This window comes from Streptomyces sp. NPDC097617 (assembly GCF_044761485.1).
Taxonomy (GTDB): Bacteria; Actinomycetota; Actinomycetes; order Streptomycetales; family Streptomycetaceae; genus Streptomyces.
The window spans coordinates 410950-436752 of record NZ_JBIWCL010000001.1; the positions used below are offsets into that span (position 1 = coordinate 410950).

General features: G+C 71.8%; 25 protein-coding genes and 2 pseudogenes. 16 read left to right on the forward strand and 11 right to left on the reverse strand.

From position 1 onward, the window contains the following. Together ACIQZO_RS01965 and ACIQZO_RS01970 are read right to left on the reverse strand one after the other, a co-directional pair. Positions 1 to 537 (reverse strand): annotated as a pseudogene (locus ACIQZO_RS01965) (hypothetical protein); the annotation flags it as partial. Continuing rightward, positions 534 to 1520 carry an ADP-ribosylglycohydrolase family protein gene (locus ACIQZO_RS01970; protein WP_403618555.1) on the reverse strand — a complete coding sequence of 329 codons (987 nt, stop codon included), beginning with the start codon at positions 1518 to 1520 and terminating at the stop codon, positions 534 to 536. The gene ACIQZO_RS01970 and the pseudogene ACIQZO_RS01965, both read right to left, overlap by 4 nt. 259 nt (positions 1521 to 1779) lie before the next feature. Between ACIQZO_RS01970 and ACIQZO_RS01975 the strand changes: the two genes are divergently transcribed. From ACIQZO_RS01975 to ACIQZO_RS01995, 5 genes are all read left to right on the forward strand, one after another. After that, positions 1780 to 2511 carry a VIT1/CCC1 transporter family protein gene (locus tag ACIQZO_RS01975; protein ID WP_403618558.1) on the forward strand — a complete coding sequence of 244 codons (732 nt, stop codon included), beginning with the start codon at positions 1780 to 1782 and terminating at the stop codon, positions 2509 to 2511. 373 nt (positions 2512 to 2884) lie between these two features. Continuing rightward, a complete protein-coding gene (gltB, locus tag ACIQZO_RS01980; RefSeq protein ID WP_403619216.1) occupies positions 2885 to 7426 on the forward strand; it encodes a glutamate synthase large subunit in 4542 nt (1513 codons plus the stop codon). After that, entirely contained in the window at positions 7419 to 8879 is a 1461-nt protein-coding gene (locus ACIQZO_RS01985) for a glutamate synthase subunit beta (protein ID WP_403618561.1), read from the forward strand. Before gltB ends, ACIQZO_RS01985 begins: the two co-directional genes overlap by 8 nt. A 215-nt stretch (positions 8880 to 9094) precedes the next feature. Next, positions 9095 to 9931: a helix-turn-helix domain-containing protein gene (locus tag ACIQZO_RS01990; RefSeq protein ID WP_403618564.1), complete on the forward strand. Its 837-nt coding sequence runs from the start codon at positions 9095 to 9097 to the stop codon at positions 9929 to 9931. Next, on the forward strand, positions 9916 to 10116 hold the full coding sequence (locus tag ACIQZO_RS01995) for a DUF397 domain-containing protein (RefSeq protein ID WP_403618567.1): 201 nt from the start codon (positions 9916 to 9918) through the stop codon (positions 10114 to 10116). The genes ACIQZO_RS01990 and ACIQZO_RS01995 overlap by 16 nt, the downstream gene beginning before the upstream one ends. On the opposite strand, the gene ACIQZO_RS02000 is transcribed toward ACIQZO_RS01995, so the two are convergent. After that, complete coding sequence (locus ACIQZO_RS02000; RefSeq protein ID WP_403618570.1) at positions 10088 to 10354, reverse strand: UTRA domain-containing protein; 267 nt, start codon at positions 10352 to 10354, stop codon at positions 10088 to 10090. The two genes, ACIQZO_RS01995 and ACIQZO_RS02000, sit on opposite strands and share 29 nt — an antisense overlap. A 154-nt stretch (positions 10355 to 10508) precedes the next feature. Then, positions 10509 to 10955, reverse strand: coding sequence for a hypothetical protein (locus tag ACIQZO_RS02005; RefSeq protein WP_403618573.1), 447 nt, complete (start codon positions 10953 to 10955; stop codon positions 10509 to 10511). 194 nt (positions 10956 to 11149) lie between these two features. Between ACIQZO_RS02005 and ACIQZO_RS02010 the strand changes: the two genes are divergently transcribed. From ACIQZO_RS02010 to ACIQZO_RS02025, 4 genes are all read left to right on the forward strand, one after another. Next, entirely contained in the window at positions 11150 to 11557 is a 408-nt protein-coding gene (locus ACIQZO_RS02010) for a GntR family transcriptional regulator (protein WP_403618576.1), read from the forward strand. Continuing rightward, positions 11554 to 12447, forward strand: a complete 894-nt coding sequence (locus ACIQZO_RS02015; protein ID WP_403618579.1) for an ABC transporter ATP-binding protein — start codon at positions 11554 to 11556, stop codon at positions 12445 to 12447. The genes ACIQZO_RS02010 and ACIQZO_RS02015 overlap by 4 nt, the downstream gene beginning before the upstream one ends. Continuing rightward, positions 12444 to 13478, forward strand: a complete 1035-nt coding sequence (locus tag ACIQZO_RS02020; protein WP_403618582.1) for an ABC transporter permease — start codon at positions 12444 to 12446, stop codon at positions 13476 to 13478. The genes ACIQZO_RS02015 and ACIQZO_RS02020 overlap by 4 nt, the downstream gene beginning before the upstream one ends. 234 nt (positions 13479 to 13712) lie before the next feature. Then, a complete protein-coding gene (locus tag ACIQZO_RS02025; protein ID WP_403618585.1) occupies positions 13713 to 14999 on the forward strand; it encodes a DUF1906 domain-containing protein in 1287 nt (428 codons plus the stop codon). A gap of 43 nt (positions 15000 to 15042) precedes the next feature. Here ACIQZO_RS02025 and ACIQZO_RS02030 read toward each other — a convergent pair whose 3' ends face one another. The 4 genes from ACIQZO_RS02030 to ACIQZO_RS02045 form a co-directional block, all read right to left on the reverse strand. Then, positions 15043 to 15558, reverse strand: a complete 516-nt coding sequence (locus tag ACIQZO_RS02030; RefSeq protein WP_403618588.1) for a pyridoxamine 5'-phosphate oxidase family protein — start codon at positions 15556 to 15558, stop codon at positions 15043 to 15045. Positions 15559 to 15751: 193 nt separating this feature from the next. Further along, on the reverse strand, positions 15752 to 16480 hold the full coding sequence (locus ACIQZO_RS02035) for a VWA domain-containing protein (protein ID WP_403618590.1): 729 nt from the start codon (positions 16478 to 16480) through the stop codon (positions 15752 to 15754). 30 nt (positions 16481 to 16510) lie between these two features. Continuing rightward, positions 16511 to 16975, reverse strand: coding sequence for an acyl-CoA dehydrogenase family protein (locus ACIQZO_RS02040; protein WP_403618593.1), 465 nt, complete (start codon positions 16973 to 16975; stop codon positions 16511 to 16513). Beyond that, on the reverse strand, positions 16861 to 17466 hold the full coding sequence (locus ACIQZO_RS02045; RefSeq protein WP_403618595.1) for a PadR family transcriptional regulator: 606 nt from the start codon (positions 17464 to 17466) through the stop codon (positions 16861 to 16863). The genes ACIQZO_RS02040 and ACIQZO_RS02045 overlap by 115 nt, the downstream gene beginning before the upstream one ends. Before the next feature lie 112 nt (positions 17467 to 17578). Between ACIQZO_RS02045 and ACIQZO_RS02050 the strand changes: the two genes are divergently transcribed. From ACIQZO_RS02050 to ACIQZO_RS02070, 5 genes are all read left to right on the forward strand, one after another. Continuing rightward, positions 17579 to 18709: an LLM class flavin-dependent oxidoreductase gene (locus ACIQZO_RS02050; protein ID WP_403618598.1), complete on the forward strand. Its 1131-nt coding sequence runs from the start codon at positions 17579 to 17581 to the stop codon at positions 18707 to 18709. Between the two features lie 3 nt (positions 18710 to 18712). After that, positions 18713 to 19444, forward strand: a complete 732-nt coding sequence (locus tag ACIQZO_RS02055) for a glucose 1-dehydrogenase (RefSeq protein ID WP_403618601.1) — start codon at positions 18713 to 18715, stop codon at positions 19442 to 19444. After that, positions 19441 to 20394, forward strand: coding sequence for an alpha/beta hydrolase (locus ACIQZO_RS02060; protein ID WP_403618603.1), 954 nt, complete (start codon positions 19441 to 19443; stop codon positions 20392 to 20394). The genes ACIQZO_RS02055 and ACIQZO_RS02060 overlap by 4 nt, the downstream gene beginning before the upstream one ends. Positions 20395 to 20401: 7 nt before the next feature. Beyond that, positions 20402 to 20953: a hypothetical protein gene (locus ACIQZO_RS02065; RefSeq protein ID WP_403618606.1), complete on the forward strand. Its 552-nt coding sequence runs from the start codon at positions 20402 to 20404 to the stop codon at positions 20951 to 20953. Between the two features lie 89 nt (positions 20954 to 21042). Next, positions 21043 to 21768, forward strand: a complete 726-nt coding sequence (locus tag ACIQZO_RS02070) for a class I SAM-dependent methyltransferase (RefSeq protein ID WP_403618609.1) — start codon at positions 21043 to 21045, stop codon at positions 21766 to 21768. Here the strand turns inward: ACIQZO_RS02070 and ACIQZO_RS02075 are convergent. From ACIQZO_RS02075 to ACIQZO_RS02085, 3 genes and pseudogenes are all read right to left on the reverse strand, one after another. Continuing rightward, positions 21749 to 22744, reverse strand: coding sequence for an acyl-CoA dehydrogenase family protein (locus tag ACIQZO_RS02075; protein ID WP_403618611.1), 996 nt, complete (start codon positions 22742 to 22744; stop codon positions 21749 to 21751). The genes ACIQZO_RS02070 and ACIQZO_RS02075 overlap by 20 nt on opposite strands. Then, positions 22744 to 23889, reverse strand: coding sequence for an acyl-CoA dehydrogenase family protein (locus ACIQZO_RS02080; RefSeq protein WP_403618614.1), 1146 nt, complete (start codon positions 23887 to 23889; stop codon positions 22744 to 22746). The genes ACIQZO_RS02075 and ACIQZO_RS02080 overlap by 1 nt, the downstream gene beginning before the upstream one ends. Next, positions 23889 to 24524: pseudogene (locus ACIQZO_RS02085) on the reverse strand (enoyl-CoA hydratase); the annotation flags it as partial. The pseudogene ACIQZO_RS02085 and the gene ACIQZO_RS02080, both read right to left, overlap by 1 nt. Before the next feature lie 90 nt (positions 24525 to 24614). Here ACIQZO_RS02085 and ACIQZO_RS02090 point away from each other — a divergent pair. Further along, positions 24615 to 25013: an acyl-CoA dehydrogenase family protein gene (locus tag ACIQZO_RS02090; RefSeq protein ID WP_403618617.1), complete on the forward strand. Its 399-nt coding sequence runs from the start codon at positions 24615 to 24617 to the stop codon at positions 25011 to 25013. Then, the gene (locus ACIQZO_RS02095) at positions 25010 to 25792 is read left to right on the forward strand and encodes an SDR family oxidoreductase (protein WP_403618620.1); all 783 of its coding nucleotides are present in this window, start codon (positions 25010 to 25012) and stop codon (positions 25790 to 25792) included. Before ACIQZO_RS02090 ends, ACIQZO_RS02095 begins: the two co-directional genes overlap by 4 nt. Positions 25793 to 25803: the final 11 nt, after the last annotated feature.

A 25803-nucleotide genomic window follows, 5' to 3' on the forward strand; every position in this document is an offset into this window, starting at 1 on the left:
CTCGGTCCCGACCTCGGTCCCGGTCTCGGTCCCGACCTCGGTCCCGGTCTCGGTCCCGACCTCGGTCCCGGTCTCGGTCCCGACCTCGGTCCCGGTCTCGGTCCCGACCTCGGTCCCGGGCCCGACCTCGGTCCGGGTCCCGGTCTCGCTCGCGGCCCGGGGTGCGGCGGCTTGGCCGGTACGGATCACGATGCGGGATCTCTGGCCGGCCGCCGGGGTCAGGGCGGCGATGTCCACAGCCGTGCCCCGACGCGTAGCCGGGGTCAGGCCCCGGGGCCGCGGTTCCGCCGTATCCGGCACCGGCACCGGCACCGGCACCGGACCCGGGATCGGGATCGGGTTCGTCGGCAGGGTGCGCGGCGGCGCCTCGGCGGGGGTCTGCCCGGCCGGGGCCAGGTCTGCGGCCCTCGGCTCCGCCGTACCCGTACCCGTACCCGTACTCGTACTCGTACTCGTACTGGTCAGGGCCTGCCCGGCCGGGGCCGGTTCCCGGGTGCTCGGGGCAGTCGTGGTCAGGTCGTCCGGGGAGAGGCTCATCGGGAGGCCTCGTATTCGGGGGTGAGGAGGTCCGCGATGTCCAGGACGTGGTAGCCCCGCATCGAGGGGAGGCAGCTGCCGCGGACCGGGCCGATGGCCGAGGACCAGGCGGTGGGGATCGCGGCGGCGCCCGACATGGCGCCGGCCAGGGCGCCCGCCACGGCCGCCGTGGTGTCCGCGTCGCGGCCCATGTTCACCGCGGTGAGGACGGAGGACGGGAAGTCGCCCCGGCACGCGGCGAAGGCGCCGAACGCCAGGCTCACCGCCTCGGGGGCCAGGTCGGTCCACGGGTAGCCGCCGATGACCACCGCCGAGCGCACCGCCCGTTCGCCGCGCGGGGCGGCGGTGACCGCCCGGCGCAGGGAGCGGGCGGTCCAGGAGTCGGACGGGATGACGGACAGGGCCGCCGAGACCACCGAGGCCGGGGAGCCGCCCGCCATCGCCGCGGCGACGCCTGCCGCGACCGCCTGGCCGCCGTAGATGCCCTCGCCGTCGTGGCTGACCGAGCCGTCGATGGCGACCAGCCGGGCCGCCTCCGCCGGCCGCCCCGCGGCGAAGACGCCGAACGGCGCCGCCCGCATGGCGAGGCCGTCCGACCACGCGTGCCGGTGCTGGGCCGAGATGGGGGCCGCGAGACCCCGGCGGAGGTTCTCCAGGGTGCCGCGCTCGGAGAACCCGGCGCCCCGGAACGGCCCTTCGTCCAGGTCGGCGATCCAGTGGTGCCAGGCCCGCTCCACATGGGAGACGGTGAGCGCCGAGCCGTGGCGGGCCAGCAGCAGCCCCGAGAAGATCGCGTACTCGGTGTCGTCCGTGCCCGCCGGGTCGTCCGACACGAAACCCTCGATGCGGCCCCACTTGGCCCGGATCTCCGACGGCTTCATGTTCTCCGCGGGGGCGCCCAGCGCATCGCCCACGGCGAGTCCGAGAAGAGCGCCCCTGGCCCGTTCGAGGAGGACCTGCGGATTGCATGCAATCTGCTTCATCGGCTCCATGGCGCGCCTCTCCCACATTGGATGGGGCTCATCATGAGCCCTTGGGGGATTTGTGCCATGGCAAGTGGTTTGTCGCTCGTCGCGAAACACCCCGCGAACACCCCCGTCACCCGGTCGCCGACCCACAAAAGCCCAGGTAAGTACGGCCTTCCTTGCTGGCGGGCGACAGAAATCGTGCGTAGTTTCGAGGTGTTCAGGGGGAGCGGGGCGCGTCCTGGCGTCCGTTCGCACATTTGGGGAGATACGACGCATGTCCATCATCGACACCGAAGCACCACTACACACCGCCCACCGCGACAACCACACCCATCGCGACGTCAACGGTGGATGGCTGCGGCCGGCCGTCTTCGGTGCCATGGACGGGCTCGTCTCCAACCTCGCCCTGATGACCGGTGTGGCCGGCGGCGCCGTCGCCCCGCAGACCGTCGTCATCACCGGATTGGCGGGTCTCGCGGCCGGCGCCTTCTCGATGGCGGCCGGTGAATACACTTCCGTCGCCTCGCAGCGCGAACTGGTCCTCGCCGAACTCGACGTGGAGCGTCAGCAGTTGCGCAAGCACCCGGTCGACGAGATGGAGGAGCTCGCCGAGCTCTACGTCTCCCGCGGCGTCGAGCCGCCGCTCGCCCGCGAGGTCGCCATGCAGCTGTCGCGCGATCCCGAGCAGGCGCTGGAGATCCATGCCCGCGAGGAGCTCGGCATCGACCCTGACGACCTGCCTTCGCCGCTGGTCGCGGCGGTGTCGTCCTTCGGTTCCTTCGCGCTGGGCGCGCTGCTCCCCGTCCTGCCGTACCTGCTCGGCGCCACGGCCCTGTGGCCCGCGGTGCTGCTCGCGCTGGTCGGACTCTTCGCCTGCGGGGCGGTCGTCTCCCGGGTCACCGCACGGTCCTGGTGGTACAGCGGAGTACGCCAGCTGGCGCTGGGTGGCGCGGCCGCGGGTGTGACGTACATCCTGGGAACCTGGATCGGTGGAGCCATAGGCTGACCGCGGCTGGAGTGAGACACTATGCAGAGCGCCACATAAATAGTTCATTACTCGGCGGTTTCGATCCTGTGTCCGCCGGGCATCAGACCAGGACTCCGGGCAACGATGCCCGTCCTCATCGGGACCTCCGCCCCGCGATACATCTCGTAGCGCGCCGCGAAAGTCCCCTCTTTCTGCCTCGTGCAGTGTCCGCATGCTGGAATGGCGTATCCGCTTCTCGGGATTGTCGTCATCATGTAATCTGCACGAAATTTCGCAGAGGGCCAACGTCGTCCCTCGGCTATGCACATATGCCACGACGACGACGGGAGAGCCGATGCGTTCCGCATCCACGCACTCCGCGACCGGCCCCAGCACCACCGCCTGGTCGCCCATGGACGGTCGCCCCGCCCAGCAGGGCATGTACGACCCGCGCAACGAGAAGGACGCCTGTGGCGTCGGATTCGTGGCGAACCTCACCGGCGAGGCCACCCACACGCTCGTTGAGCAGGCCCTGACCGTATTGCGGAACCTCGAGCACCGCGGCGCGACCGGCTCCGAGCCGGACTCGGGCGACGGCGCCGGAATCCTCAGCCAGGTCCCCGACGCGTTCCTGCGCGACGTGGCCGGCTTCGAGCTCCCCGAGGCCGGCGGCTACGCCGTCGGTATCGCCTTCCTCCCCGCCGACGGCTCCGCACAGGCCGCCGCCACGGAGCAGATCGAGGCCATCGCCGCCGAGGAGAACCTCACGGTCCTCGGCTGGCGCGAGGTCCCGGTCACCCCGGACCTGCTCGGCAACGGCGCCCGCGCCACCATGCCCGCCTTCTCCCAGCTCTTCGTGACCGGGGGCAGCGCGAGCGGCATCGAGCTGGACCGCAAGGCGTTCGTGCTGCGCAAGCGCGCCGAGCGCGAGGCCGGCGTGTACTTCCCGTCGCTCTCCGCCCGCACCATCGTCTACAAGGGCATGCTGACCACCGGCCAGCTGGAGCCCTTCTTCCCCGACCTCTCCGACCGCCGCTTCGCCTCGGCCGTCGCCCTGGTCCACTCGCGCTTCTCCACGAACACCTTCCCGTCGTGGCCGCTCGCCCACCCGTACCGCTTCGTCGCGCACAACGGCGAGATCAACACGGTCAAGGGCAACCGCAACTGGATGAAGGCCCGCGAGTCCCAGCTGGCCTCCGCCGCCTTCGGCGAGGGCGCACTGGACCGGATCTTCCCGATCTGCACCCCGGACGCCTCCGACTCGGCCTCCTTCGACGAGGTCCTGGAGCTGCTCCACCTCGGCGGCCGCTCGCTCCCGCACAGCGTGCTGATGATGATCCCGGAGGCGTGGGAGAACCACGCCTCGATGGACCCGGCCCGCCGCGCGTTCTACAAGTACCACTCCACCCAGATGGAGCCCTGGGACGGCCCGGCCTGCGTCACCTTCACCGACGGCACCCAGGTCGGCGCGGTCCTCGACCGCAACGGTCTGCGCCCCGGTCGCTACTGGGTCACCGACGACGGCCTCGTCGTCCTCGGCTCCGAGGTCGGCGTGCTCGACATCGACCCCGCCAAGGTCGTCCGCAAGGGCCGCCTGCAGCCCGGCAAGATGTTCCTCGTCGACACCGCCCAGAAGCGGATCATCGAGGACGACGAGATCAAGAACGAGCTGGCCGCCGCCGCCCCGTACGCGGAGTGGCTGGAGACCGGCGAGATCGAGCTGTCGGACCTGCCCGAGCGCGAGCACATCGTGCACACCCACGCCTCGGTCACCCGCCGCCAGCAGACCTTCGGCTACACCGAGGAAGAGCTGCGCGTCATCCTCGCGCCGATGGCCACTACCGCCGGCGAGCCGCTCGGCTCCATGGGTACGGACTCCCCGATCGCGGCCCTGTCCGAGCGCCCCCGGCTGCTCTTCGACTACTTCACCCAGCTCTTCGCGCAGGTCACCAACCCGCCGCTGGACGCCATCCGCGAGGAGCTCGTCACCTCGCTGCTGTCCTCGCTCGGCCCGGCGGGCAACCTGCTGGAGTCGACCGCCGCGACCTGCCGCAGCGTCACGCTGCCCTTCCCGGTGATCGACAACGACGAGCTGGCCAAGCTCATCCACATCAACGCCGACGGCGACATGCCCGGGATGAAGGCCGCCACGCTCTCCGGCCTCTACCGGGTCTCCGGCGGCGGCGAGGCCCTGGCCGCCCGTATCGAGCAGATCCGCGCCGAGGCCGACGCGGCGATCGAGGGCGGCGCCCGCCTCATCGTCCTCTCGGACCGCCACTCGGACGCCGAGCACGCGCCGATCCCGTCGCTGCTGCTCACCTCCGCCGTGCACCACCACCTCATCGCCACCAAGCAGCGCACCCAGGTGGGTCTGCTGGTCGAGGCCGGCGACGTCCGCGAGGTCCACCACGTCGCCCTGCTCATCGGCTACGGCGCGGCCGCGGTCAACCCGTACCTCGCCATGGAGTCCGTCGAGGACCTGCTGCGCGCCGGTACCTTCCTGTCCGGCCTGGAGCCGGAGCAGGCCATCAAGAACCTGATCTACGCGCTCGGCAAGGGCGTCCTGAAGGTCATGTCCAAGATGGGCATCTCCACCGTCGCCTCCTACCGCGGCGCCCAGGTCTTCGAGGCCGTCGGCCTGAACGACGAGTTCGTCGAGACCTACTTCAACGGCACCGCCACCAAGATCGGCGGCGCCGGCCTGGACGTCATCGCCAAGGAGGTGGCCGCGCGCCACGCCAAGGCGTACCCCGTCTCCGGCATCGCGGCCACGCACCGCGCGCTGGAGATCGGCGGCGAGTACCAGTGGCGCCGCGAGGGCGAGCCGCACCTGTTCGATCCGGAGACGGTCTTCCGCCTCCAGCACGCCACCCGCAACCGCCGGTACGACATCTTCAAGCAGTACACGGCCCGGGTGAACGAGCAGTCCGAGCGCCTGATGACGCTCCGCGGCCTGTTCGGCTTCAAGGCGGACCGCGAGGCCATCTCCATCGACGAGGTCGAGTCGATCGAGGACATCGTCAAGCGCTTCTCCACCGGCGCCATGTCGTACGGCTCCATCTCCAAGGAGGCGCACGAGACCCTCGCCATCGCCATGAACCAGCTGGGCGCCAAGTCCAACACCGGTGAGGGCGGCGAGGACCCGGACCGCCTGTACGACCCGGCGCGCCGCTCGTCCATCAAGCAGGTCGCCTCCGGCCGCTTCGGTGTGACCTCGGAGTACCTGGTCAACGCGGACGACATCCAGATCAAGATGGCGCAGGGCGCCAAGCCCGGCGAGGGCGGCCAGCTGCCCGGCCACAAGGTCTACCCGTGGGTCGCCAAGACCCGGCACTCCACCCCGGGTGTCGGCCTGATCTCCCCGCCGCCGCACCACGACATCTACTCCATCGAGGACCTGGCTCAGCTGATCCACGACCTCAAGAACGCCAACCCGGTCGCCCGCATCCACGTGAAGCTGGTCTCCGAGGTCGGCGTGGGTACGGTCGCGGCCGGTGTCTCCAAGGCCCACGCGGACGTCGTCCTGATCTCCGGCCACGACGGCGGAACGGGCGCCTCCCCGCTCACCTCGCTCAAGCACGCGGGCGGCCCCTGGGAGCTCGGCCTCGCCGAGACCCAGCAGACCCTGCTGCTCAACGGGCTGCGCGACCGGATCGTCGTCCAGACGGACGGACAGCTCAAGACCGGCCGCGACGTGGTCATCGCCGCACTGCTCGGCGCCGAGGAGTTCGGTTTCGCGACCGCGCCGCTCGTCGTCTCCGGCTGCGTCATGATGCGCGTCTGCCACCTGGACACCTGCCCGGTCGGCATCGCCACCCAGAACCCGGTCCTGCGCAGTCGCTTCGCCGGCAAGCCCGAGTTCGTCGTCAACTTCTTCGAGTACATCGCGGAGGAGGTGCGCGAGATCCTCGCCGAGCTGGGCTTCCGCACGATCGAGGAGGCCGTCGGCCACGCCGAGCTGCTCGACACCACCAAGGCCGTCACGCACTGGAAGGCGCAGGGTCTCGACCTGGAGCCGCTCTTCTACGTGCCGGAGCTGCCCGAGGGCGCGGTCCGCCACGCCCTGATCGAGCAGGACCACGGTCTGGAGAAGGCCCTCGACAACGAGCTGATCGAACTCGCCTCCGAGGCCCTGAACGCCGACACCGCCGAAGCGGCCCAGCCGGTCCGCGCGCAGGTCGCGATCCGCAACATCAACCGGACCGTCGGCACCATGCTCGGCCACCGGGTCACCAAGAAGTTCGGCGGAGCGGGCCTGCCCGACAACACCATCGACCTGACCTTCACCGGCAGCGCCGGCCAGTCGTTCGGCGCCTTCGTGCCCAGGGGCATCACCCTGCGCCTGGAGGGCGACGCCAACGACTACGTCGGCAAGGGCCTCTCCGGCGGCCGCATCGTGGTCCGCCCGGACCGCGGCGCCGACCACCTCGCCGAGTACTCCACCATCGCCGGCAACACCATCGGCTACGGAGCCACCGGCGGCGAGATGTTCCTGCGCGGCCGCACCGGCGAGCGCTTCTGCGTCCGCAACTCGGGTGCGCTGGTCGTCTCGGAGGGCGTGGGCGACCACGGCTGCGAGTACATGACCGGTGGCCGGGCGGTCGTCCTGGGCGAGACGGGCCGCAACTTCGCGGCCGGCATGTCGGGCGGCGTCGCGTACGTCATCGACCTCGACCCGCACAACGTCAACGTCGGCAACGCGGGCGCCGTCGAGGCCCCGTCCGACACCGACAAGCAGTGGCTGCACGATGTGGTGCGCCGCCACGAGGAGGAGACCGGCTCGACCGTGGCCGCGAAGCTCCTGGCAGACTGGCCCGCCGCGGCGGACCGCTTCAGCAAGATCATCCCCACCACGTACAAGGCAGTGCTCGCCGCCAAGGACGCCGCTGAGCTCGCCGGACTCTCGGAATCCGAGACCACGGAGAAGATGATGGAGGCGGCGACCCATGGCTGACCCGAAGGGCTTCCTCACCACCGCGCGCGAGACCGCCTGCACCCGTCCCGTCGCCGAACGGCTGGGGGACTGGAACGAGGTCTACGTTCCGGGCTCGCTGCTCCCGATCATCAGCAAGCAGGCCGGCCGCTGCATGGACTGCGGCATCCCGTTCTGCCACAACGGGTGCCCGCTCGGGAACCTGATCCCGGAGTGGAACGACTTCTCGTACCGCGAGGACTGGACCGCCGCGTCGGAGCGCCTGCACGCGACGAACAACTTCCCGGAGTTCACCGGGCGGCTGTGCCCGGCCCCGTGCGAGTCGGCGTGCGTGCTCGGCATCAACCAGCCCGCCGTGACCATCAAGAACGTCGAAGTCTCGATCATCGACAAGGCGTGGGACAACGGCGACGTCACGCCGCAGCCGCCGGAGCGGCTGTCCGGCAAGACGGCCGCCGTCATCGGCTCCGGTCCGGCGGGCCTCGCCGCCGCCCAGCAGCTGACCCGGGCCGGCCACACCGTGGTCGTGTACGAGCGCGCGGACCGCATCGGCGGCCTGCTGCGCTACGGCATCCCCGAGTTCAAGATGGAGAAGGTGCACATCAACCGCCGCATCGAGCAGATGCGCGCGGAGGGCACCAAGTTCCGCACCGGCATCGAGGTCGGCCGCGACATCACCGCCACCGACCTGCGCAAGCGGTTCGACGCGGTGGTCATCGCGGCGGGCGCGACCGTCTCCCGCGACCTGCCGGCCCCGGGCCGCGAGCTGAACGGCATCCACTTCGCGATGGAGTACCTGCCGCTCGCCAACAAGGTCCAGGAGGGCGACTTCATGGCGCCCCCCATCACGGCCGAGGGCAAGCACGTGGTCGTCATCGGCGGCGGCGACACCGGCGCGGACTGCGTGGGCACCGCCCACCGCCAGGGCGCGGCCTCCGTCACGCAGCTGGAGATCATGCCCAAGCCGGGCGAGGAGCGGAACGCCAACCAGCCCTGGCCGACCTTCCCGATGCTGTACAAGGTCACCTCGGCCCACGAGGAGGGCGGCGAGCGGGTCTACTCCGTGTCCACCACCCACTTCGAGGGCGACGAGGACGGCAACGTCCAGGCCCTGCACCTGATCGAGGTCGCCTTCGAGGACGGCAAGCTCGTCCAGAAGCCCGGCACCGAGCGCGTCCTCCCGGCGCAGCTGGTCACCCTGGCGATGGGCTTCACGGGCACCGACCAGGAGAACGGCCTGGTCCAGCAGTTCGGCCTGGAGCTGGACCCCCGCGGCAACATCGACCGCGACGCCTCCTACACGACCAACGTGGACGGCGTCTTCGTCGCCGGCGACGCGGGCCGCGGCCAGTCGCTGATCGTCTGGGCCATCGCGGAAGGCCGCTCGGCCGCCCGCGGCGTGGACCGCTTCCTGACCGGCAGCAGCGCCCTCCCGTACCCGGTCAAGCCGACGGACCGCTCGCTGATGGTGTGACGTAGCAGTCCCCCTCCCCCCTCGGGGGAGGGACCCCTCAACGGTCCGTACAACGGTGTGCGGAACTCCGACACAGCGCCCGCCACGTCCCCGACCAGGGGTGGCGGGCGCTGTGGCGTCGGGTAGTCGTATCAATGCGTTCCGCCGTCCGTTGCGAGTGGCGGGGGCTACGCTTTTCGTGGAGCAAGGGCACTGCGGAAGCGGGGAGTTGGCTCGTGGCCAAGCAGAAGGACCTGGGTGGCGCGCAGACACCGGAGGAGTTCGCCCGGGAGGAACTGCGGCGCCACCGAGAAGCGGCCGGGCTGACCCAGGAGGGTCTGGGTGAGCGGATCTTCACGAGCGGCGCGTACGTCGGGCAGATGGAGTGCGGCACACGGAGGCTGCGGCCGGAGATCGCGGAGCAGATCGACAGGGTGTTCGGTACCGGGGACTACTTCACTCGTCTGGCCAGGGCGTTCAAGTCCAAGCACGTCGAGTACTTCGCCGTTGCGGCCGAGTTGGAACGTTTGGCGACGGCCGTCTACGACTACGCCCCGACGTTGGTCCCCGGCCTGCTCCAGACTGCGGACTATGCGCGTGCCGTCATTCGGGCCACCACTCCCACCTGTCTGGCGGAACGTGTCGATTCTCTGATTGCGGCTCGCATGGAGCGTGCCCGACTTCTTGATGACCCGGTTACCCCAGAATTGTGGGTCGTACTGCATGAGGCTGTCCTGCGGACGGCAGTCGGTGGGCATCCTGTGATGGCAGCTCAGCTGCGGCACATCTCCTCGTATGTCCGTGCGCATCGGGTCACCGTCCAGGTGGTGCCGTTCGCGGCGGGTGCCCATGGCGCTCTGGGGGCGTACGTGCGCATCATGCAGTTCGCTGACGCACCCGACGTGGCCTACACGGAGGGTCCCCACGCAGGGCAATTGCTCGACTATCCGGCCCTGGTCGGGCGTCACTGGAAGTCATACGATCTTGCCAGGGCTGCCGCGCTGTCGCCGGAGGCGTCCCTGGCCTTGATCGAGTCGGTGGCGGAGGAGCACGCGAAATGCGCGCAGACGTGAACGGCGTGTCCTGGCGAAAGTCCTCGCACAGCAACGGGGAGGGCGGCGAGTGCATCGAGGTCTCCGACGACCTCCCCGGCATCGTCCCGGTCCGCGACACCAAGCTCGCGGGCGTAGGCCCGGTCCTGGTCTTCCCGGCTGCCGCGTGGGCACCGTTCATCCAAGCCGTGAAGGGCCGAGCCTGATCTCGTATCGCAACTGCTGGCGTCCGGCCGGCATGAGCATCACGTCCGCCTGGATGGGGCGGTCCGTGGCGTCGTAGGTGGTGCGGGTCAGGTGGAGGACCGGTTCACCCGTCCCGAGGCGCAGTTGCTCGCGTTCCTCTTCGAGCGGCATCCGCGCCGTCACGTCCTCCACGACCCGTACGCCGACGTACCCCAGGGCGGCCAGCAGGGTCACGGCGCCACCGCGGATCTTCGCCATTCCGCCGTGCTGCACGGGCCCCGCCCGGACGTGAGTTCTCGGTGCGGCTGCCCCGGAAGCGGGAGGGACTGTGGATCGAGGTCGTCTGCAAGGGGCGCCGCAGTGCCCGGCATGTCCCCGACCAGGGGTGGCGGGCGCTGCGGCGTGTTCGGGGCTACTCGGGCTGGGTGACCGTGGCGCCCCAGCGGGTGGTCGGGGTCGAGGCCGTCACCCACGCGGTGAATCCGCCGTGGATGCCGGTGCCGAGGGGGAGTGTGACGACCGTCGGGTCCGTGCCGGGGCAGTCGACGGTGAAGGGGGCCGGGTCGCGGTCCGGGTGCTCCTGGAGCCGGAACGACACCTCGATGCTCCCGCCGTCGGCGCAGCCGAAGGTGATGAACGTGTCCAGCCGGGGTGAGAGTCCGCCCGAGACGAAGCCGCTGGAGCCGGCTTGGTCGGCGATCCAGATCAGCCCGTCGGGTCCCGGGTATCCGATGATCTCGTGCGTCGGCGCGGCCTGGGCCGGGGTCGCCGCCAGGGTCAGGGCGAGTGCCGGGGTCAGTACCGCCAGGGCGGTGTTGCGCTTCTTCATGTCGTCCCCCAGATTTCGTGTCGTCCGCATGTCGGACACCGTGACGCTATCCGGCGCTACTGACATGTGCCTGAGTACGCGTACTCACCTGTAGGGGACCTGACTTCCGCGACCTGCGAGTCCAATTCGGGCTGCTCGGGGCCATGTTGGCGCCCGCTCGCTTGACAGCGATCGCAAGCCCATAGTCCTATAGTGCTAGGAAGCTAGATGAATAGAGGAGGACAGTGATCGAGTTTCACCTCGATGCCCGCTCCGGCGTCGCTCCGTACATGCAGCTCGTCCACCAGGTGCGTCAGGCCCTGCGGTTGGGGCTGCTGGTCGAGGGGGATCGGCTGCCGACGGTCAAGGACGTCGCCGCCGGTGTGGCGATCAATCCGAACACCGTGCTCAAGGCGTACCGGGAGCTGGAGTACGAGGGCCTCGTCGCGAAGAAGCCCGGCGTCGGCACGTTCATCTCCGGCACGCTCAGCGACGACTCGCTGTCAGAGCACGAGCCGCTGCGCCGGGAGTTGCAGCTGTGGCTCGACAGGGCCCGGACCGCCGGACTGGGCGAGGAGAGCATCGAAGCCCTGTTCCTGAGCACCTTCCGCGCCCGCACCGGCACGGACACGCACACCGAAGAGGAGAAATGACCGCCATATTGGAAGCCCGCGCGCTGGGCAAGCGGTACGGGCGCAAAGAGGCGCTGAGCGACTGCACCCTGAGCGTGCCGTCCGGGCGGGTCGTCGGCCTGGTCGGTCCCAACGGCGCCGGAAAGTCAACCCTGTTGCAACTGGCCTGCGGGCTGATCGACCCGACCTCGGGCACCATCGAGGTGCTCGGCGGCCGGCCCGCGTCCGGACCCGGGCAGCTGGCCAAGGTCGGCTTCGTCGCCCAGGACACCCCCACCTACGCGGGCCTGTCCATCGCCGACCACCTGCGCCTCGGCGCCCGGCTCAACCCGGGCTGGGACGCGCAGCTGGCGGAGGAGCGGATCCGGCAGCTCGGCCTGGACCCCGTCCAGAAGGCGGGCAAGCTCTCCGGCGGCCAGCGCGCCCAGGTGGCCCTGACCCTCGCCGTGGCCAAACGCCCCGAGCTGCTGATCCTCGACGAGCCCGTCGCCGCCCTGGACCCGCTGGCCCGCAGGGAATTCCTGCAGAGCCTGATGGAGGTCGTGGCCGAACACGGGACCACCGTCGTGCTCTCGTCGCACCTGGTGTCCGACCTGGAACGGGTCTGCGACCACCTGATCTCGCTGGTCGCCTCGCGGGTCCAGGTCGCCGGTGACGTCGACGACCTGCTCTCCACCCACTTCCGGCTGATCACCGCCCGCCGCGAGGCGGCCACCCTGCCCCCTGGCATGCAGGTCATCCTGGAGACCCACACCGAGCGGCAGAGCACCTTCATCGTGCGGTCCGGCAAGGCGGTCCAGGATCCCTCCTGGGTCCTGGAGCCGCTCAACCTGGAGGACCTCGTCCTCACCCACATGAGCCAGGCCAGGGCCGGGTCCGGCCTCCGACCCACCGGGGAGAACCAGCGATGATCTGGCTGACCTGGCGCCAGTACCGCGTCCAGACCCTTGCCGCGCTCGCCGTCCTGGCCGCGCTCGCGATATTCCTCGTGGTCACCGGCCTCCAGATGCGTGACCTCTACGACAGCACCGTCGCCGGCTGTCAGGGTGACTGCGAACGGGCTCGGAACGCGCTCGTCGTCGAGTACCGGACGCTGACCTACTACGTCACGAGCCTGCTGCTCGCCGCCCCCGGCCTCATCGGACTCTTCTGGGGCGCTCCGCTGATCGCCCGGGAACTGGAGACCGGTACCCACCGGCTCATCTGGAACCAGAGCGTCACCCGAGGCCACTGGCTCCTGGTCAAGCTCGGGGGCGTCGGCCTGGCCGCCGTCGCCGTCACCGGGCTGCTCAGCCTCCTGGTGACCTGGTGGGCGAGCCCCATCGACCTGGTCAACCTGGACCGGTTCACTGCCGTCATGTTCGGCGGACGGGCGATCGTCCCCCTCGGCTACGCGGCGTTCGCCTTCACCCTCGGCGCCTGCACCGGACTCCTGATCCGGCGCACCGTGCCCGCGATGGCCGCGACCCTCGTCGCCTTCGTCGCGGTCCAGATCCTCGTACCCTTCGCGATCCGCCCGCACTACATGACGCCGGAGCGTACCGATGTCGCGCTCAGCTCCCTCGTCATGGCGCCGATCGGCAGCGACGGATCATCCGGTGCGCCGGGGAAGGGCTGGAACGGGAACCACGTCCAGCTGATGGGCTCCGGAGACGACACCTATCTGCGGGTAGGGGTCCTCAAGCCCGGCGTCTGGGTCGTGTCCGACCCCGGTGCGGTGCTCGACCCCGCAGGTAACGAGGTCCGAGGGGTCAAGGGCTGCGCCGATCCCAAGGTGGACCCCTTCGGCTGCTTCGCCACGTCGGACCTCCACATTGAGGTCGAGTACCAGCCCGCCGACCGCTACTGGAACTTCCAGTGGATCGAGACGGGGGTCTTCCTCGCGCTCTCCGGGCTGCTGGCCGGGTTCTGCTCCTGGTGGCTGCGCCGCCGGGCTGTCTGACCGGGTCGGAGAAAAGGGGCGGCCGAAGCCAACGCAACTGGCTTCGGCCGCTCCCTCGACCCTACTCGCCCGCGGCAGCGGGCCCGTCGCCCCCGGTGACGGGCCCGGGCCCGCATCACTCGTGCAGGTGACCCGCGCCTACGGGCCGGGCTGGGCCGGGCTGGGCCGGACGGGTCAACTGCGCTCGAAGCATGCGAAGTTCACGGCGGCCGCAGTCTGGTACCCATCTGGATCATGGCTCCCGTCCGAACCCTGCTGAGCGGCCTGCTCGGCGCCGCCCTGCTGATTCCCGTCCAGCACTCCGCCGCCAACGACCACGACGCCGGCCGGACCCTCGACTACCGCGGCCTGCGCGTCACCCTCCCCGCCCACTGGCGGGTCGTCGACCTCGACGAGAACCCCGACGCGTGCGTGCGCCTCGACCTGCCCACCCTGTACCTCGGCCACGCCGGCACCCAGGCCGAATGCACCGGCCGGGCCGCCGCCGTCCGCGCCGACACCCTGCACCTCGAACCCCTCGACGGGGCCCCGGAGCGCGCCGACATCCCGACCGTCGCCGTCAACTCCTGGAGGGTCCCGCGCGAGGTACCGCCCCGCTCCGACAGCAACGAGCTGCGGTACGCCCTGCGCCGGTCCGGGGTCATGGCCACCCTCTCCTACGGGGCCACGCCCGAGGCCGTACGCCAGGTACTGGCGCGGGCGCGCGCCGTAGCACCCCCGCCCGCCCCGGCCCCCGTCGTCGCCGTGCCCGCCACCGGCGCCCCGAAGCCCCGTAGCGCCCAGGAGCCCTTCAAGGGCGAGGGCTTCGACACCTGCACCGCCCCCACCCAGAAGGCCATGGACACCTGGCGGGCCGATTCCCCCTTCGGCGCGATCGGCATCTACATCGGCGGGCGGGCCCGGGCCTGCGCCCAACCGCGGCTCACGGCCCGCTGGGTGGAGCGGCAGGCCGCCGCCGGCTGGCACCTGATGCCCCTCTGGGTGGGCCCGCAGCCCTGGCACAACGCCGGCACCGGCCTGTCCACCGACCCCTCCGAGGCCGACGGGCAGGGCCGGGAGGCCGCCGAGGGCGCGGTGGACGCGGCCCGGTCGCTGGGGCTCGCGGAGGGCACGGTGCTCTACAACGACCTGGAGAACTACTCCGACCGCACCACCTGGGACGCCCCGGTCGTCGCCTACCTGACCGCCTGGACGGTGCGGCTGCACGAGCTGCGCTACCGCTCCGCCGCCTACGTCTCCGTGAGCTCCGGGGTCAAGGCGCTCAGCGCCCACTACCACCAGGCCCCGCAGGCCATGCCCGACGTACTCTGGGCCGCCCGCTGGAATCTCTCGGCCACCGTCGGCGACGCCGACATGGGCCTGGCGAAGGGCACTGCCAAGTGGTCCGGCCCCCGCCGGGCCCACCAGTTCCGCGGCGACCACGACGCCACCTACGGCGGCATCACCCTCAACATCGACCGCAGCCGCGTCGACGTGAACCCGACCGTCCTCGCCCCGAAGGACAAGAAGCCCACGGCCTAGGCGTACTCGGCCCGGTCGTCGGCCTCCCCCGCTCAGAGTCGGGTCAGGCGTCCGGCGCCGGGTCCTCGCGGGGCGGTTCGTCGTCGTCGCCGCGGCGCAGGGTGTGCAGGCCGTGCTCCGGGGTCCAGGTGCGGATCACCAGGTCGTCACCCTCGATACCGACGTGGACGACCTCCGTCAGGTCGGCGTGGAAGAGGTGGAACGGATGCGCGGTCTCCGTCTCCTCCGCGTACCGGTGCAGTTCCGGCGGGTCCAGGAGTTCCACCGCCCGCCCGGAGATCCGTACGTCCCCGTCCGGCATGCTCTCGCCCTCGCCCGGATTGGTGTGCAGGGCGAAGCGCGGGTCGTGCTGGAGGTCCTTGGCCTTCATGGAGCCCGCCATCATGCCGAGCCACAGCTCCCCGCCCCGGATGCTGACGTTCAGCCCCGTCACCCGGGGGGAGCCGTCCTTGCGGAGGGTGGCCAGGACATGGTGGGGGTACTGCGCGAAGCGGGCCTGGACGGTCGCCGCGAACTCCGGCTCCGCCTGCTCGAACACTGCCCAGTTGGTCGTCGTCATGCGTCCCATCAAAGCGCGTGGCCCCGCGGGTCACCGGTCAGGCGCGCACTCGGGTACGCCCTCGGGTACGCCCTCGGGTACGCCCTCGGGTACGCCCTCGGGTACGCCCTCGGGTACGCCCTCGGGTACGCCCTCGGGTACGCACTCAGGTCCCGACTCAGGTCCCGACTCCGGCCCCCACTCGGGTCCCCGCTCAGGTGCGTACGATGCCCGCACCGCGCGCCGCCGCCAGCCACGCCGGGAAGTCCCCGACCAGGCGGTCGTACAGTTCGCCGTCCGGCACCGTGCGGGGATCCGCTCCCGCGTGGAAGTAGCCCGCGTTGTCCACGGCACGCGTCGCCGGCACGGGCAGCTCGTCCAGCCGGCGCAGGAAGTCGAACTGCGTGCTGCGCGTGTTGCCGAAGCCGATGAACTGCCAGAAGAGCGGCAGCCGGGCCGCCTTGCAGAGGTATCGCTCCGCCGCGAGTTTGTTGATCGGCCCGCCGTCGGTCTGGAAGACGACCAAGGCGGGCGCCGTCGCCCCCGAGTCCAGGTAGTGGTCGATGACCGCGTCCATCGCCGCGTGGTAGGCCGTCTTGCCCATGTGACCCAGCCGGGAGGCGATCTCGGTGACCCGTCCCTCGTGCCCGGCCAGGGAGATCTCCTCCACCGCGTCGACCTCGGTGGAGAAGAAGACCACCGGCACGCGGGCGTCGTCGTCCAGGTGCGCGGACAGCCCCAGCACCCGGTCGGCGAGGGCCTGCATACTGCCGTCCGCGTAGTACGGGCGCATCGACCCGGAGTAGTCCAGCACCAGGTAGACCGCGGCCCGGCCGCCCTCCAGGCCGTGCTTGCGCAGGGAGATTCCGGCACTCTTGTAGAGGCTCACGAGCGCTGGAGCCGTCTCCTCCACCTTGCGGAGGTTGATCGCACTGCCCGTCATGGGCCGAGCGTACGGCAGCGCGCCGGCCCGTCAGCCCGCCTCGGTGAAACCCGGATCGGCGGCCAGCCGGGCCCGGTGCGAGGCGGCCGGTCCGAGCAGCAGTGCGGAGCCGTGGGCCCGCTGGAAGAACGCGTGCGCCTGGTGCTCCCAGGTGATGCCGATCCCGCCGTGCAGCTGGATCATCTCCCCGGCCACGTACGAGAACGCCTGCGAGCAGGCCGACGCGGCCGCGGCCGCGAGTCGCGGCGGAGCCCCGGCGGCGGCCGCCGCGAGGGCAAGCGACCGGGCCGGCTCCACCGTCGTGTGCAGGTCGGCGAGCCGGTGCTTGACCGCCTGGAAGGAGCCGAGGACGCGGCCCCGCTGCTGTACTTCCGGCGGTCCTACGGGCGCTTGCCGCGCGTCTCGCGCTCGTCCCGCCCGGCGGCCATTGCGTCGATGTCCTCGAGCATGGCGGCCGCGAGGTCGCGCTCGGAGGCGTAGTAGCGCTCGGCCCACTTGAGGGTGAGCGTGGGGTAGGCCCAGGCGCTCTCGTCCTTCGAGCCCTCCACGTCGGCCACCGCGCGGCGGCGCATCATCTCCGCGAACTCCTGGTGCTGGACGAGGACTTCGCGCATCTGCTCCGGCTCCAGCAGGTGGCCCAGCCACAGCCGCAGCATGGGGCCGTGCTTGAGGACCGGCGGGTCGACGGGGGCCTCGCGGGCCCACTTCCGTACCGCCGTCATGCCGTCGTCCGTGATCCGGTACACCCGCTTGTCGCGCGTCCCGGTGTCCTGGGCCACCATCCGCGAGGAGGCGTAGCCGGCCTTCTCCAGCCGCTTGAGCTCGCTGTAGATCTGGCTGAAGGACGGGCTCCAGTAGAAGAACCGCAGCGACCGGTCCGACCACTTCTTCAGGTCGTAACCGGAGAGCTCCTCCCCGAAGGAGAGCAGCCCGAGCACCGCCCAGCTGGTCGCGGGGAGCGCGCGCTTGTTCGTCTCGTCTGCCACGCAGCGCAGTCTACGACCGCTCCCGGCGCCGCCCTTCCCCTCACAGAATATGCCTGCTAGAAGTATTCCTATTCGAAATATCGATTCGCATCCCGGATGGAGGGAACTCACCGTGAAGTTCTCGATGATCTTCGAGGCGCAGCTCGCCGACCCCACCCCCGAACGCGAACGCCAGGTCATCCACGACTGCGTCGAACAGGCCGTCTACGCCGAGGAGATGGGCTTCGACCGGATCTGGGCCGTCGAGCACCACTCCCTGACGCAGTACGCGCACATGAGCGCCTCCGAGATCTTCCTGGCCTGGGTGGCCGCCCGCACCCGCCGGATCCGGATCGGCCACGGCGTCGTCACCATGCCCTTCGGCTACCAGCACCCGGTACGCGTCGCCGAACGCGCGGCCATGCTCGACGTGCTCTCCGGCGGCCGCGTCGACATCGGCGCCGGGCGCGGCGCCACCCGCCAGGAGATGTCCATGTACGGGGTCAGGCCCGAGGACACCTACCCGCAGATGGAGGAGGCCCTGCGGATCTTCTCCTCGGCCTGGAAGGAGGAGACGTTCGAATGGCACGGCTCCCTCGACATCGGCCCCGGTGCGATCCTGCCCCGCCCGGTCCAAGGCCCGCACCCGCCGCTGTTCATGGCCTGCTCCAAGCACGACACCCTCAAGCTCGCCGCCGAACTCGGCATCGGGGCCCTGGTGATGGGCTTCGCGGGCGCCGACGACGTACGCGCCATGCGCAAGGCGTACGACGAGGCCATCGCGACCCGCAGCGGCGAGCGCCTGGTCTCCACCGAGGTCAACGACCACCTTTCCGCCCTCTGCCCGACCATCGTCCTCGACGACGCCGAACGGGCCCTGCGCCTCGGCACGCGCGGACAGCGCTTCTTCGCCGAGTCCATCGCCCACTGGTACGGCAACGGCCCCGAGCCGACCGGGTACGCGGACGAGGAGAGCGCCGACACCCACGTGGCGGCCCTGGCCCGGAGCCGGGAGGAGCTCGTCGCCAGGCTGCACGAGGCGAACATCCCCGCCCGCCCCGTCGACACCGGCACCTACCACGCGGAACACGCTTACGGCAGCGCCGAGACCGCCATCGCCTACGTCGAGCAGCTGCGCCGGATCGGCGTCGACGAGGTGATGTGCCTGATCCAGATGGGCACCGTCCCCCAGGAGGCGTGCATGGAGACCATCCGTCAATGGGGCGAGAAGGTCATCCCGCACTTCCGCGCGCTGGAGGGCTGAAGCATGGCAGATCGTCTCGAAGGAAAGGTCGTCGTGATCACCGGCGCCGGGCGCGGCCAGGGCGCCGCCGAGGCCCGGCTCTTCGCCCGGGCCGGAGCCCGGGTGGTCGTCACCGACGTACGGGAGGAGGAGGGCCGGGCGGTGGCCGCAGACCTCGGCGACCAGGGGCTGTACGTCCACCACGACGTGGTCGACCCGGCGGGCTGGGCGACGGTGGTCAAGGAGGCGGTCCGCGCCTTCGGGACGGTCTCGGCGCTGGTCAACAACGCCGCCCTGTGGCGCACCGCCCACGTGGAGAAACAGCGGATCGACGAGTTCGAGGCCCTCCTGCGCGTCAACCTGCTCGGGCCGTTCCTCGGCATCCAGGCCGTGGCGCCGGTGCTGCGCGCGGGCGGGGGTGGCTCGATCGTCAACATCTCCTCCACCGCCGGACTGGTCGGGATACCGGGCCACGCGGCCTACGGATCCACCAAGTTCGCACTGCGCGGACTGACCCGCTCGGCGGCGCTCGACCTCGCCCGGGACCGGATCCGGGTCAACTCGGTGCACCCGGGGGCCATCGACACCCCGATGGTGGCCGAGGCGGTCGCCGGCCGGAACTGGTCGCACGTACCGCTGGGGCGGATGGGCCTTGCGGAGGAGGTCGGCGAGCTCGTCCTCTTCCTCTGCTCGGACGCGTCCTCGTACATGACGGGCACCGAGTTCACGGTGGACGGGGGGATGACGGCCGGATGAGCGACTCCCCGACGACGGACCCGCTGTCCCCGGAGGCCAGGCGGCTGTGCGACGCGATGACGGCGGGCTTCCCGAGGCCGGGCGACGCCCGTGCCCTGCGGGCGGCGGCGGCGTCCGGATCCGGAGCCGTGGCCGGGTCCGGACCCGGCCACGGCCGTACGGGCCCGGCCGTGGCCTCGGTGTCCGACACGGTCGCGGGCGGGGTCCCGGTCCGGATCTACGATCCCGCGCCCGGCCCGGCCGACCGCCCCCTGGTGGTCTACCTGCACGGCGGCGGCTGGGTGATGTGCGGCCTGGACAGCCACGACGCGACCTGCCGCACCCTGGCGGCGGCCGCGGGCGCGGTGGTCGTCTCGGTGGACTACCGGCTCGCCCCGGAGCACCCCTGGCCGGCGGCGCCCGACGACGCGCTCACCGCCCTGCTCTGGGCCCGGGACCGGGCCGCGGCCCTCGGCTGCGACCCCGGCCGAGTGGTGCTGGCGGGGGACTCCAGCGGCGGCAACCTCGCGGCCGTGACCGCCCTGCGCGCACCCGGACTCGTCGCGGGGCAGCTGCTGTTCTATCCGCCGCTGGACGCCTCGATGGACTCCGCGTCCGTGGAGGCGTACGCGGAGGGCTACTTCCACACCGCCGCCCACATGGCCTGGTACTGGGACCAGTACGGCGGCGACCCGCGGCACCCGCACGTCTCGCCGCTGCGCGCCCCCGACCTGTCGGGCCTGCCGCCCGCCCTGATCGTCCTCGCCGACTGCGACGTGCTGCGCGACGAGGGCCTCGCCTACGCCCGCCGCCTGGCCGCGGCCGGGGTCGAGTGCACCCTCCAGCTCCACCCGGGGGTCTTCCACGGCTTCCTGGGCCTGCCGCTCCCGGCGGGCGCCGCCGCGCTGCGGGCCGCGGGAGCCTGGGTGGCGGGGGTCGAGGGGAGGCACCCGCCCGCCGCCCGGGCATGATGTGTCCATGGCTGAACTGATACGGAGGCTGCCGGGCGCCGCCTTGCGCAACTGCATCCTCCTGGCAGGGGAGTTCGCTGCGATCTGGCTGCTCCAGGGCCCCGAGGGCGCCTGGATCCCGGTCCTGCTGGGCGTCTTCGTCCTCGGCGCGGCCGTCCCGCACGGCACCGACGCGGAGTTCGTCGCCCGCACCTCCGTCGCGCTCCTCGCGGTCGCCGTCGCGGTGGCCGGAGGAATCACCTGGGACCGGCACACCCTCCACGACCGCGGCCGCGAGGAACAGGCCGTCGTCGTCGAGCGGACCATGGTGGAGGACGGCTCGACCTCGTCCCCGTCCCTGCGGCTGCGCACGGAGGCGGGCCGGGACCTGCCCGGCCCGGTGGAGAAGGACCTCCCGGTCGGCGCCCGGCTGAAGGTGACGGTGGACCCCGACGGACCGGCCTGGGCCGTGGGCGGGCGCCCGGACGGACCGCGCTGGCCGGCGGTCGGCACCGGGGCCCTGATCCTGCTCCAGACCGTCCTCGTCGTACGGATCTCCCTGCGCCGCCACCCGTCCTAGCAGATGCCCCCACCGGATCGTGCAGGAGCAGCCCTTGGTGCAAGTGCCTCGATCTTGTTGCCGATTGCGTGATCGAAAACAATGGACGCATGACGACACGTGCCCGTTCCTTCGACGCAGCAGCAGCTCTGTACGGGGCCCACCGCCCCGGCTACCCGCCGGCCCTCTTCGACGCCGTCGAGGCCCTCGCCGGACGGCCCCTCGCCGGGGCCAGGGTGGCCGACGTGGGAGCCGGGACCGGGATCGCCACCGCGCTCCTGCACGCGCGCGGAGCCGAGGTCCTCGCCGTGGAGCCCGGGGACGGGATGGCCGCCGAGTTCCGCCGGAGGCTCCCCGGGATCCCGATCGTGCGCGGGGACGGCGACCGGCTGCCGCTGGCCACCGGCTCCGTCGACCTGCTCACCTACGCCCAGGCCTGGCACTGGACGGACCCGGCCCGTTCCGTGCCCGAGGCCCGCCGGGTGCTGCGCCCCGGCGGCGCGCTCGCGATCTGGTGGAACGACACGGACACCGCCGTCCCGTGGATCGCCGAACAGGAGGCGCGGCTCCGGGCCTTCTTCGAGGTCGAGGGGGAGACCTACCGCACCCTGCCCCAGGGGCTCGGCGAGTTCGCCACCCGGTCCGTGCACTGGTCCCGGCGCATCGCGCTGGACGACCACCTCGCCAACCTCGCCAGCCACAGCGCCTTCCTGGTCCTGGGCGAGGCCCGCACCCGCGCCTACCTCGCGGGGGAGCGGGAGCTGCTGAACCCGCTCTTCCAGGACGGCACGGTCGAGGAGCAGTACGTCGTGAACATCAGCGTCGCGGTGGTGTGACGGACCGCAGGACCTCGGCCCGGCAGGCCGACGGCGTTCCCCAGGCGTCCCGCAGGGGCCGGGCCCTGCGCAGCCACAGGGACAGGTCCAGCTCCTCGGTGTAGCCGACCGCGCCGTGGAGCTGGAGCGCCGTCATCGCCGCCCGGTAGGACGCCTCGCCGGCCGACAGCTTCGCCGCGGCCACCGCTCCCGGGGCCGGGGACAGCGCCGCCGCCCACACCAGCGGGCGGGCGAACTCCAGGGCGAGCAGGGTGTCCGCCAGCCGGTGCTTGACCGCCTGGAAGGAGCCGATCGGCGTACCGAACTGCGTGCGCTGCCTGGCGTACTCCACCGTCCGGGCCAGCAGTGCCTCGCCGACGCCCAGGCACTGGGCGGCGGTCAGCAGCCGGGCCCAGCGTCCGGCCGCCTCCGCAGCCCGCAGCACCTCCGGGCCCGCCGCGAGCAGTTCACCCTCCTCGCCCGGCGGCAGGAACAGCCGACGGGCGGGGTCCGTCGACCGGAGCAGCTCACCGGGGCCGCCCGCCAGCCGCAGCTCGCCCGCCGGGGACACCGTGAAGCAGTACGTCGCCGCGTCCGCGTCGAGCGCGTACGGGCTCCCGCCCGGCAAGGTCAGCGTGGCCGAGGCCTCGCCCCGGGCCAGCCCCGGAAGGAACCGCTTGGCGAGCGCCTCGTCCGCCAGCTCCGACAGCAGCACCGACGCGGCGGCGCTCTCCACCAGTGGCCCCGCCGCCCCGGCCCGGCCCAGCTCCACGAAGCCGAGGGACAGCTCCAGCGGGAGCGGGCCCGCCCCCTCGTAGGCCTCCGGCACGGCCAGCGCGAACAGGCCCGTCCCCGCGAGCCGGGACCACAGCGTCCGTCCGGGCCCGGTATCGCCGTCCGCCCAGGCCCGTACCGCGGCGGGGACCTGCGCCGAGCCCAGCAGGGAGCGCAGCGTACGGGCGAAGTCCGACTGCTCGTCGGTCAGCAGGAAGCGCATCAGCGGCGGCCCTTCGGGAGGCCGAGCAGCCGCTCGGCGATGATGTCGCGCTGGATCTCGTTCGTCCCCGCGTAGATCGGCCCGGCCAGGGAGAACAGCCACGGCTCGGCCCACGCGCCCTCCGCGAGCTCCGCGTCCGCGCCCAGCAGGTCCAGTGCCGTCTCGTGCAGGGCGATGTCGTACTGCGACCAGAACACCTTGTTCAGGCTGGACTCGGCGCCGATCGTCTCGCCCGCCGCGAAGCGCGAGGCGTTGGACCAGGTGAACAGCTCGTACGCGCGCGCCCCGACCACCGCGTCCGCCACCCGGTCGCGCAGCGCCGTGTCGGACGGGTCCCCGTGCCCGTGCCACAGCCCGACGAGCCGGTCCGCCGCCGCCAGGAAGCGGCCGGGGGAGCGCAGGGTCAGGCCGCGCTCGTTTCCGGTCGTCGACATGGCGATCCGCCAGCCCTGCCCGGGCTCCCCGATGACGTCCTCGTCCGGTACGAAGACCCGGTCCAGGAAGAGCTCCGCGAAGGCCGGCTTGCCGTCGAGGCGGCCGATGGGCCGCACCGTCACGCCCGGCGCCCGCAGGTCGAACATCAGGTACGTCAGCCCCTGGTGGGGTTTCGGGGCGTCCGGGTCCGTGCGGAAGATCCCGAAGGCGCGGTCCGCGAAGGCCGCCCGCGAGGACCACGTCTTGTGCCCGGACAGCAGCCAGCCGCCCTCCGTCCGCACCGCCCGCGACCGCAGCGAGGCCAGGTCGGACCCGGACTCGGGCTCCGACCAGGCCTGCGCCCAGATCACCTCACCGCTCGCCATCGACGGCAGCACCCGCGCCCGCTGCTCCGCGCTCGCGTGGTCGAAGAGGGTGGGGGCCAGGAGGCTGATGCCGTTCTGGGAGACCCGGCCGGGCGCGCCCGCGGCCCAGTACTCCTCCTCGAACACCAGCCATTTGACGATGTCCACGCCCCGGCCCCCGTACTCCTGTGGCCACGAGGGCGCGGACCAGCGGTCCGCGTGCAGCGCCGCCTCCCACTCCCGGTGCGCCGCGAAGCCCTCCGCCGTCTCCAGGGAGGGCAGGGGCCGGGCCGGGACATGGGCGCGGAGCCAGTTGCGGGCCTCGGCCCGGAAGGCCTCCACGTCCGCCGTGTGCGTGAGTTCCATCAGATGGTCGCCTCCTTCAGGGCGGCGACAGTGACGCCGCCGAGCGAGTCCGCGGAGGTCTCCGCGTTGTGCGCGTGCGCCAGGTGGTGCAGGCCGAACACCGAGTCCATGCCGGTGTGCAGGCCCTGGAGGTCCTCGGCCTGGTTGACGGCCCGCTTGGTCAGCGCCAGTCCGAAGGCGGGCATCGCGGCGATCCGCAGCGCCGGCCGCTCGGTCTCGGCTTCCAACTCCGGGGCCTCCACGACCCGGTTGACCATGCCGACCTCGTACGCGCGCCGGGCGGGCATCCGGTCACCGGTGTAGAGGAACTCCTTCGCGATCCGCGGCGGCATCGCCCACGGGTGCGCGAAGTACTCGACCCCCGGGATGCCCATCCGTACGACCGGGTCCGCGAAGAAGGCGTCCTCGCTCGCCACGATCAGGTCGCAGACCCAGGCCGGCATCAGCCCGCCCGCCACACAGGCGCCCCGCACCGAGGCGATCACCGGCTTCGGCAGCTCCCGCCAGCGCCGGCACATCCCCAGGTACACCTCCGACTCGCGCGCGAAGCGGGACTCGGCGCCCGGCCGCCCGGTGTGGTCCCACCACAGGCCGGCCCGCCGCTCGAAGGGCAGGTGGGCGTCGCGCCCGGGGGTGTCGTCGGGCGTGCGGTCGTCGGGCATGCGGCGGCCATCCTTCACGAGCGAAGCTTCCCTAACAAGTGTTTGGTAGGTTAACGTACGGCCATGAGCAGCGTCGAGGAGTTCCGCACCGAGGTCCGGGGGTGGCTACGGGCCCACCTCGCCGGCGAGTTCGCCGCCCTCAAGGGCCGCGGCGGACCCGGCCGCAGGCGCGAGGCCTTCACCGAACGCCTCGCCTGGGAGCGCCACATGGCCGCCCACGGCTGGACCTGCATCGGCTGGCCCGTCGCATACGGCGGCCGCGGCGCGTCCACCGCCGAGCACGTCTGCGCCGCCCCCTCGCTCCTCGCCGACGGCGCGCACGGGGACCCGTACGACCTCGACGACTGGCAGCGGCTCTTCCTCTTCTCCCGCGCCGACACCATCTACGCGGGCTCGGACGAGATCCAGCGCACCCTCATCGCCGAGCGGATCCTCGGCCTTCCCCAGGAGGTACGGGCGTGAACACCCCCGACTATGTCCCCGGGCACGGACTGCTGAAGGACCGCACCGCCGTCGTCACCGCAGCCGCCGGAGCCGGGATCGGCGGGGCCACCGCCCGCCGCCTCCTGGAGGAGGGCGCCCGCATCGTCATCGGCGACGCCCACGCCCGCCGCCTGAAAGAGACCGAGGAGGCGCTCGCCGCCGAGTTCGGGGCGGACCGCGTCACCTCACTGCCCTGCGACGTCACCGACGAGGACCAGGTCCAGGCCCTCTTCGCGCTCGCCGAGCACACCCACGGCCACCTCGACATCGTCGTCAACAACGCCGGCCTCGGCGGCACCGCCGCCCTCATCGACATGACCGACACCCAGTGGTCCCGCGTCCTCGACGTCACCCTGAACGGAACCTTCCGCTGCACCCGCGCCGCCCTGCGCGCCCTCAAGGCCTCCGGCGGCGGCGGGGTGGTCGTCAACAACGCCTCCGTCATCGGCTGGCGCGCCCAGACCGGCCAGGCCCACTACGCCGCCGCCAAGGCCGGCGTGATGGCCCTGACCCGCTGCGCGGCCCTGGAGGCCGCCGAGTTCGGCGTACGCGTCAACGCGGTCGCCCCGAGCCTGGCCATGCACCCGCACCTGGTGAAGGTCACCAGCGAGGAGCTCCTGGCCGAACTCACCGCCCGCGAGGCCTTCGGCCGGTACGCCGAGCCCTGGGAGGTCGCCAACGTCATCGTCTTCCTGGCCAGCGACTACTCGTCGTACATGACCGGCGAGACGGTGTCGGTCAGCAGCCAGCACGCGTAGGCCGAGAATGG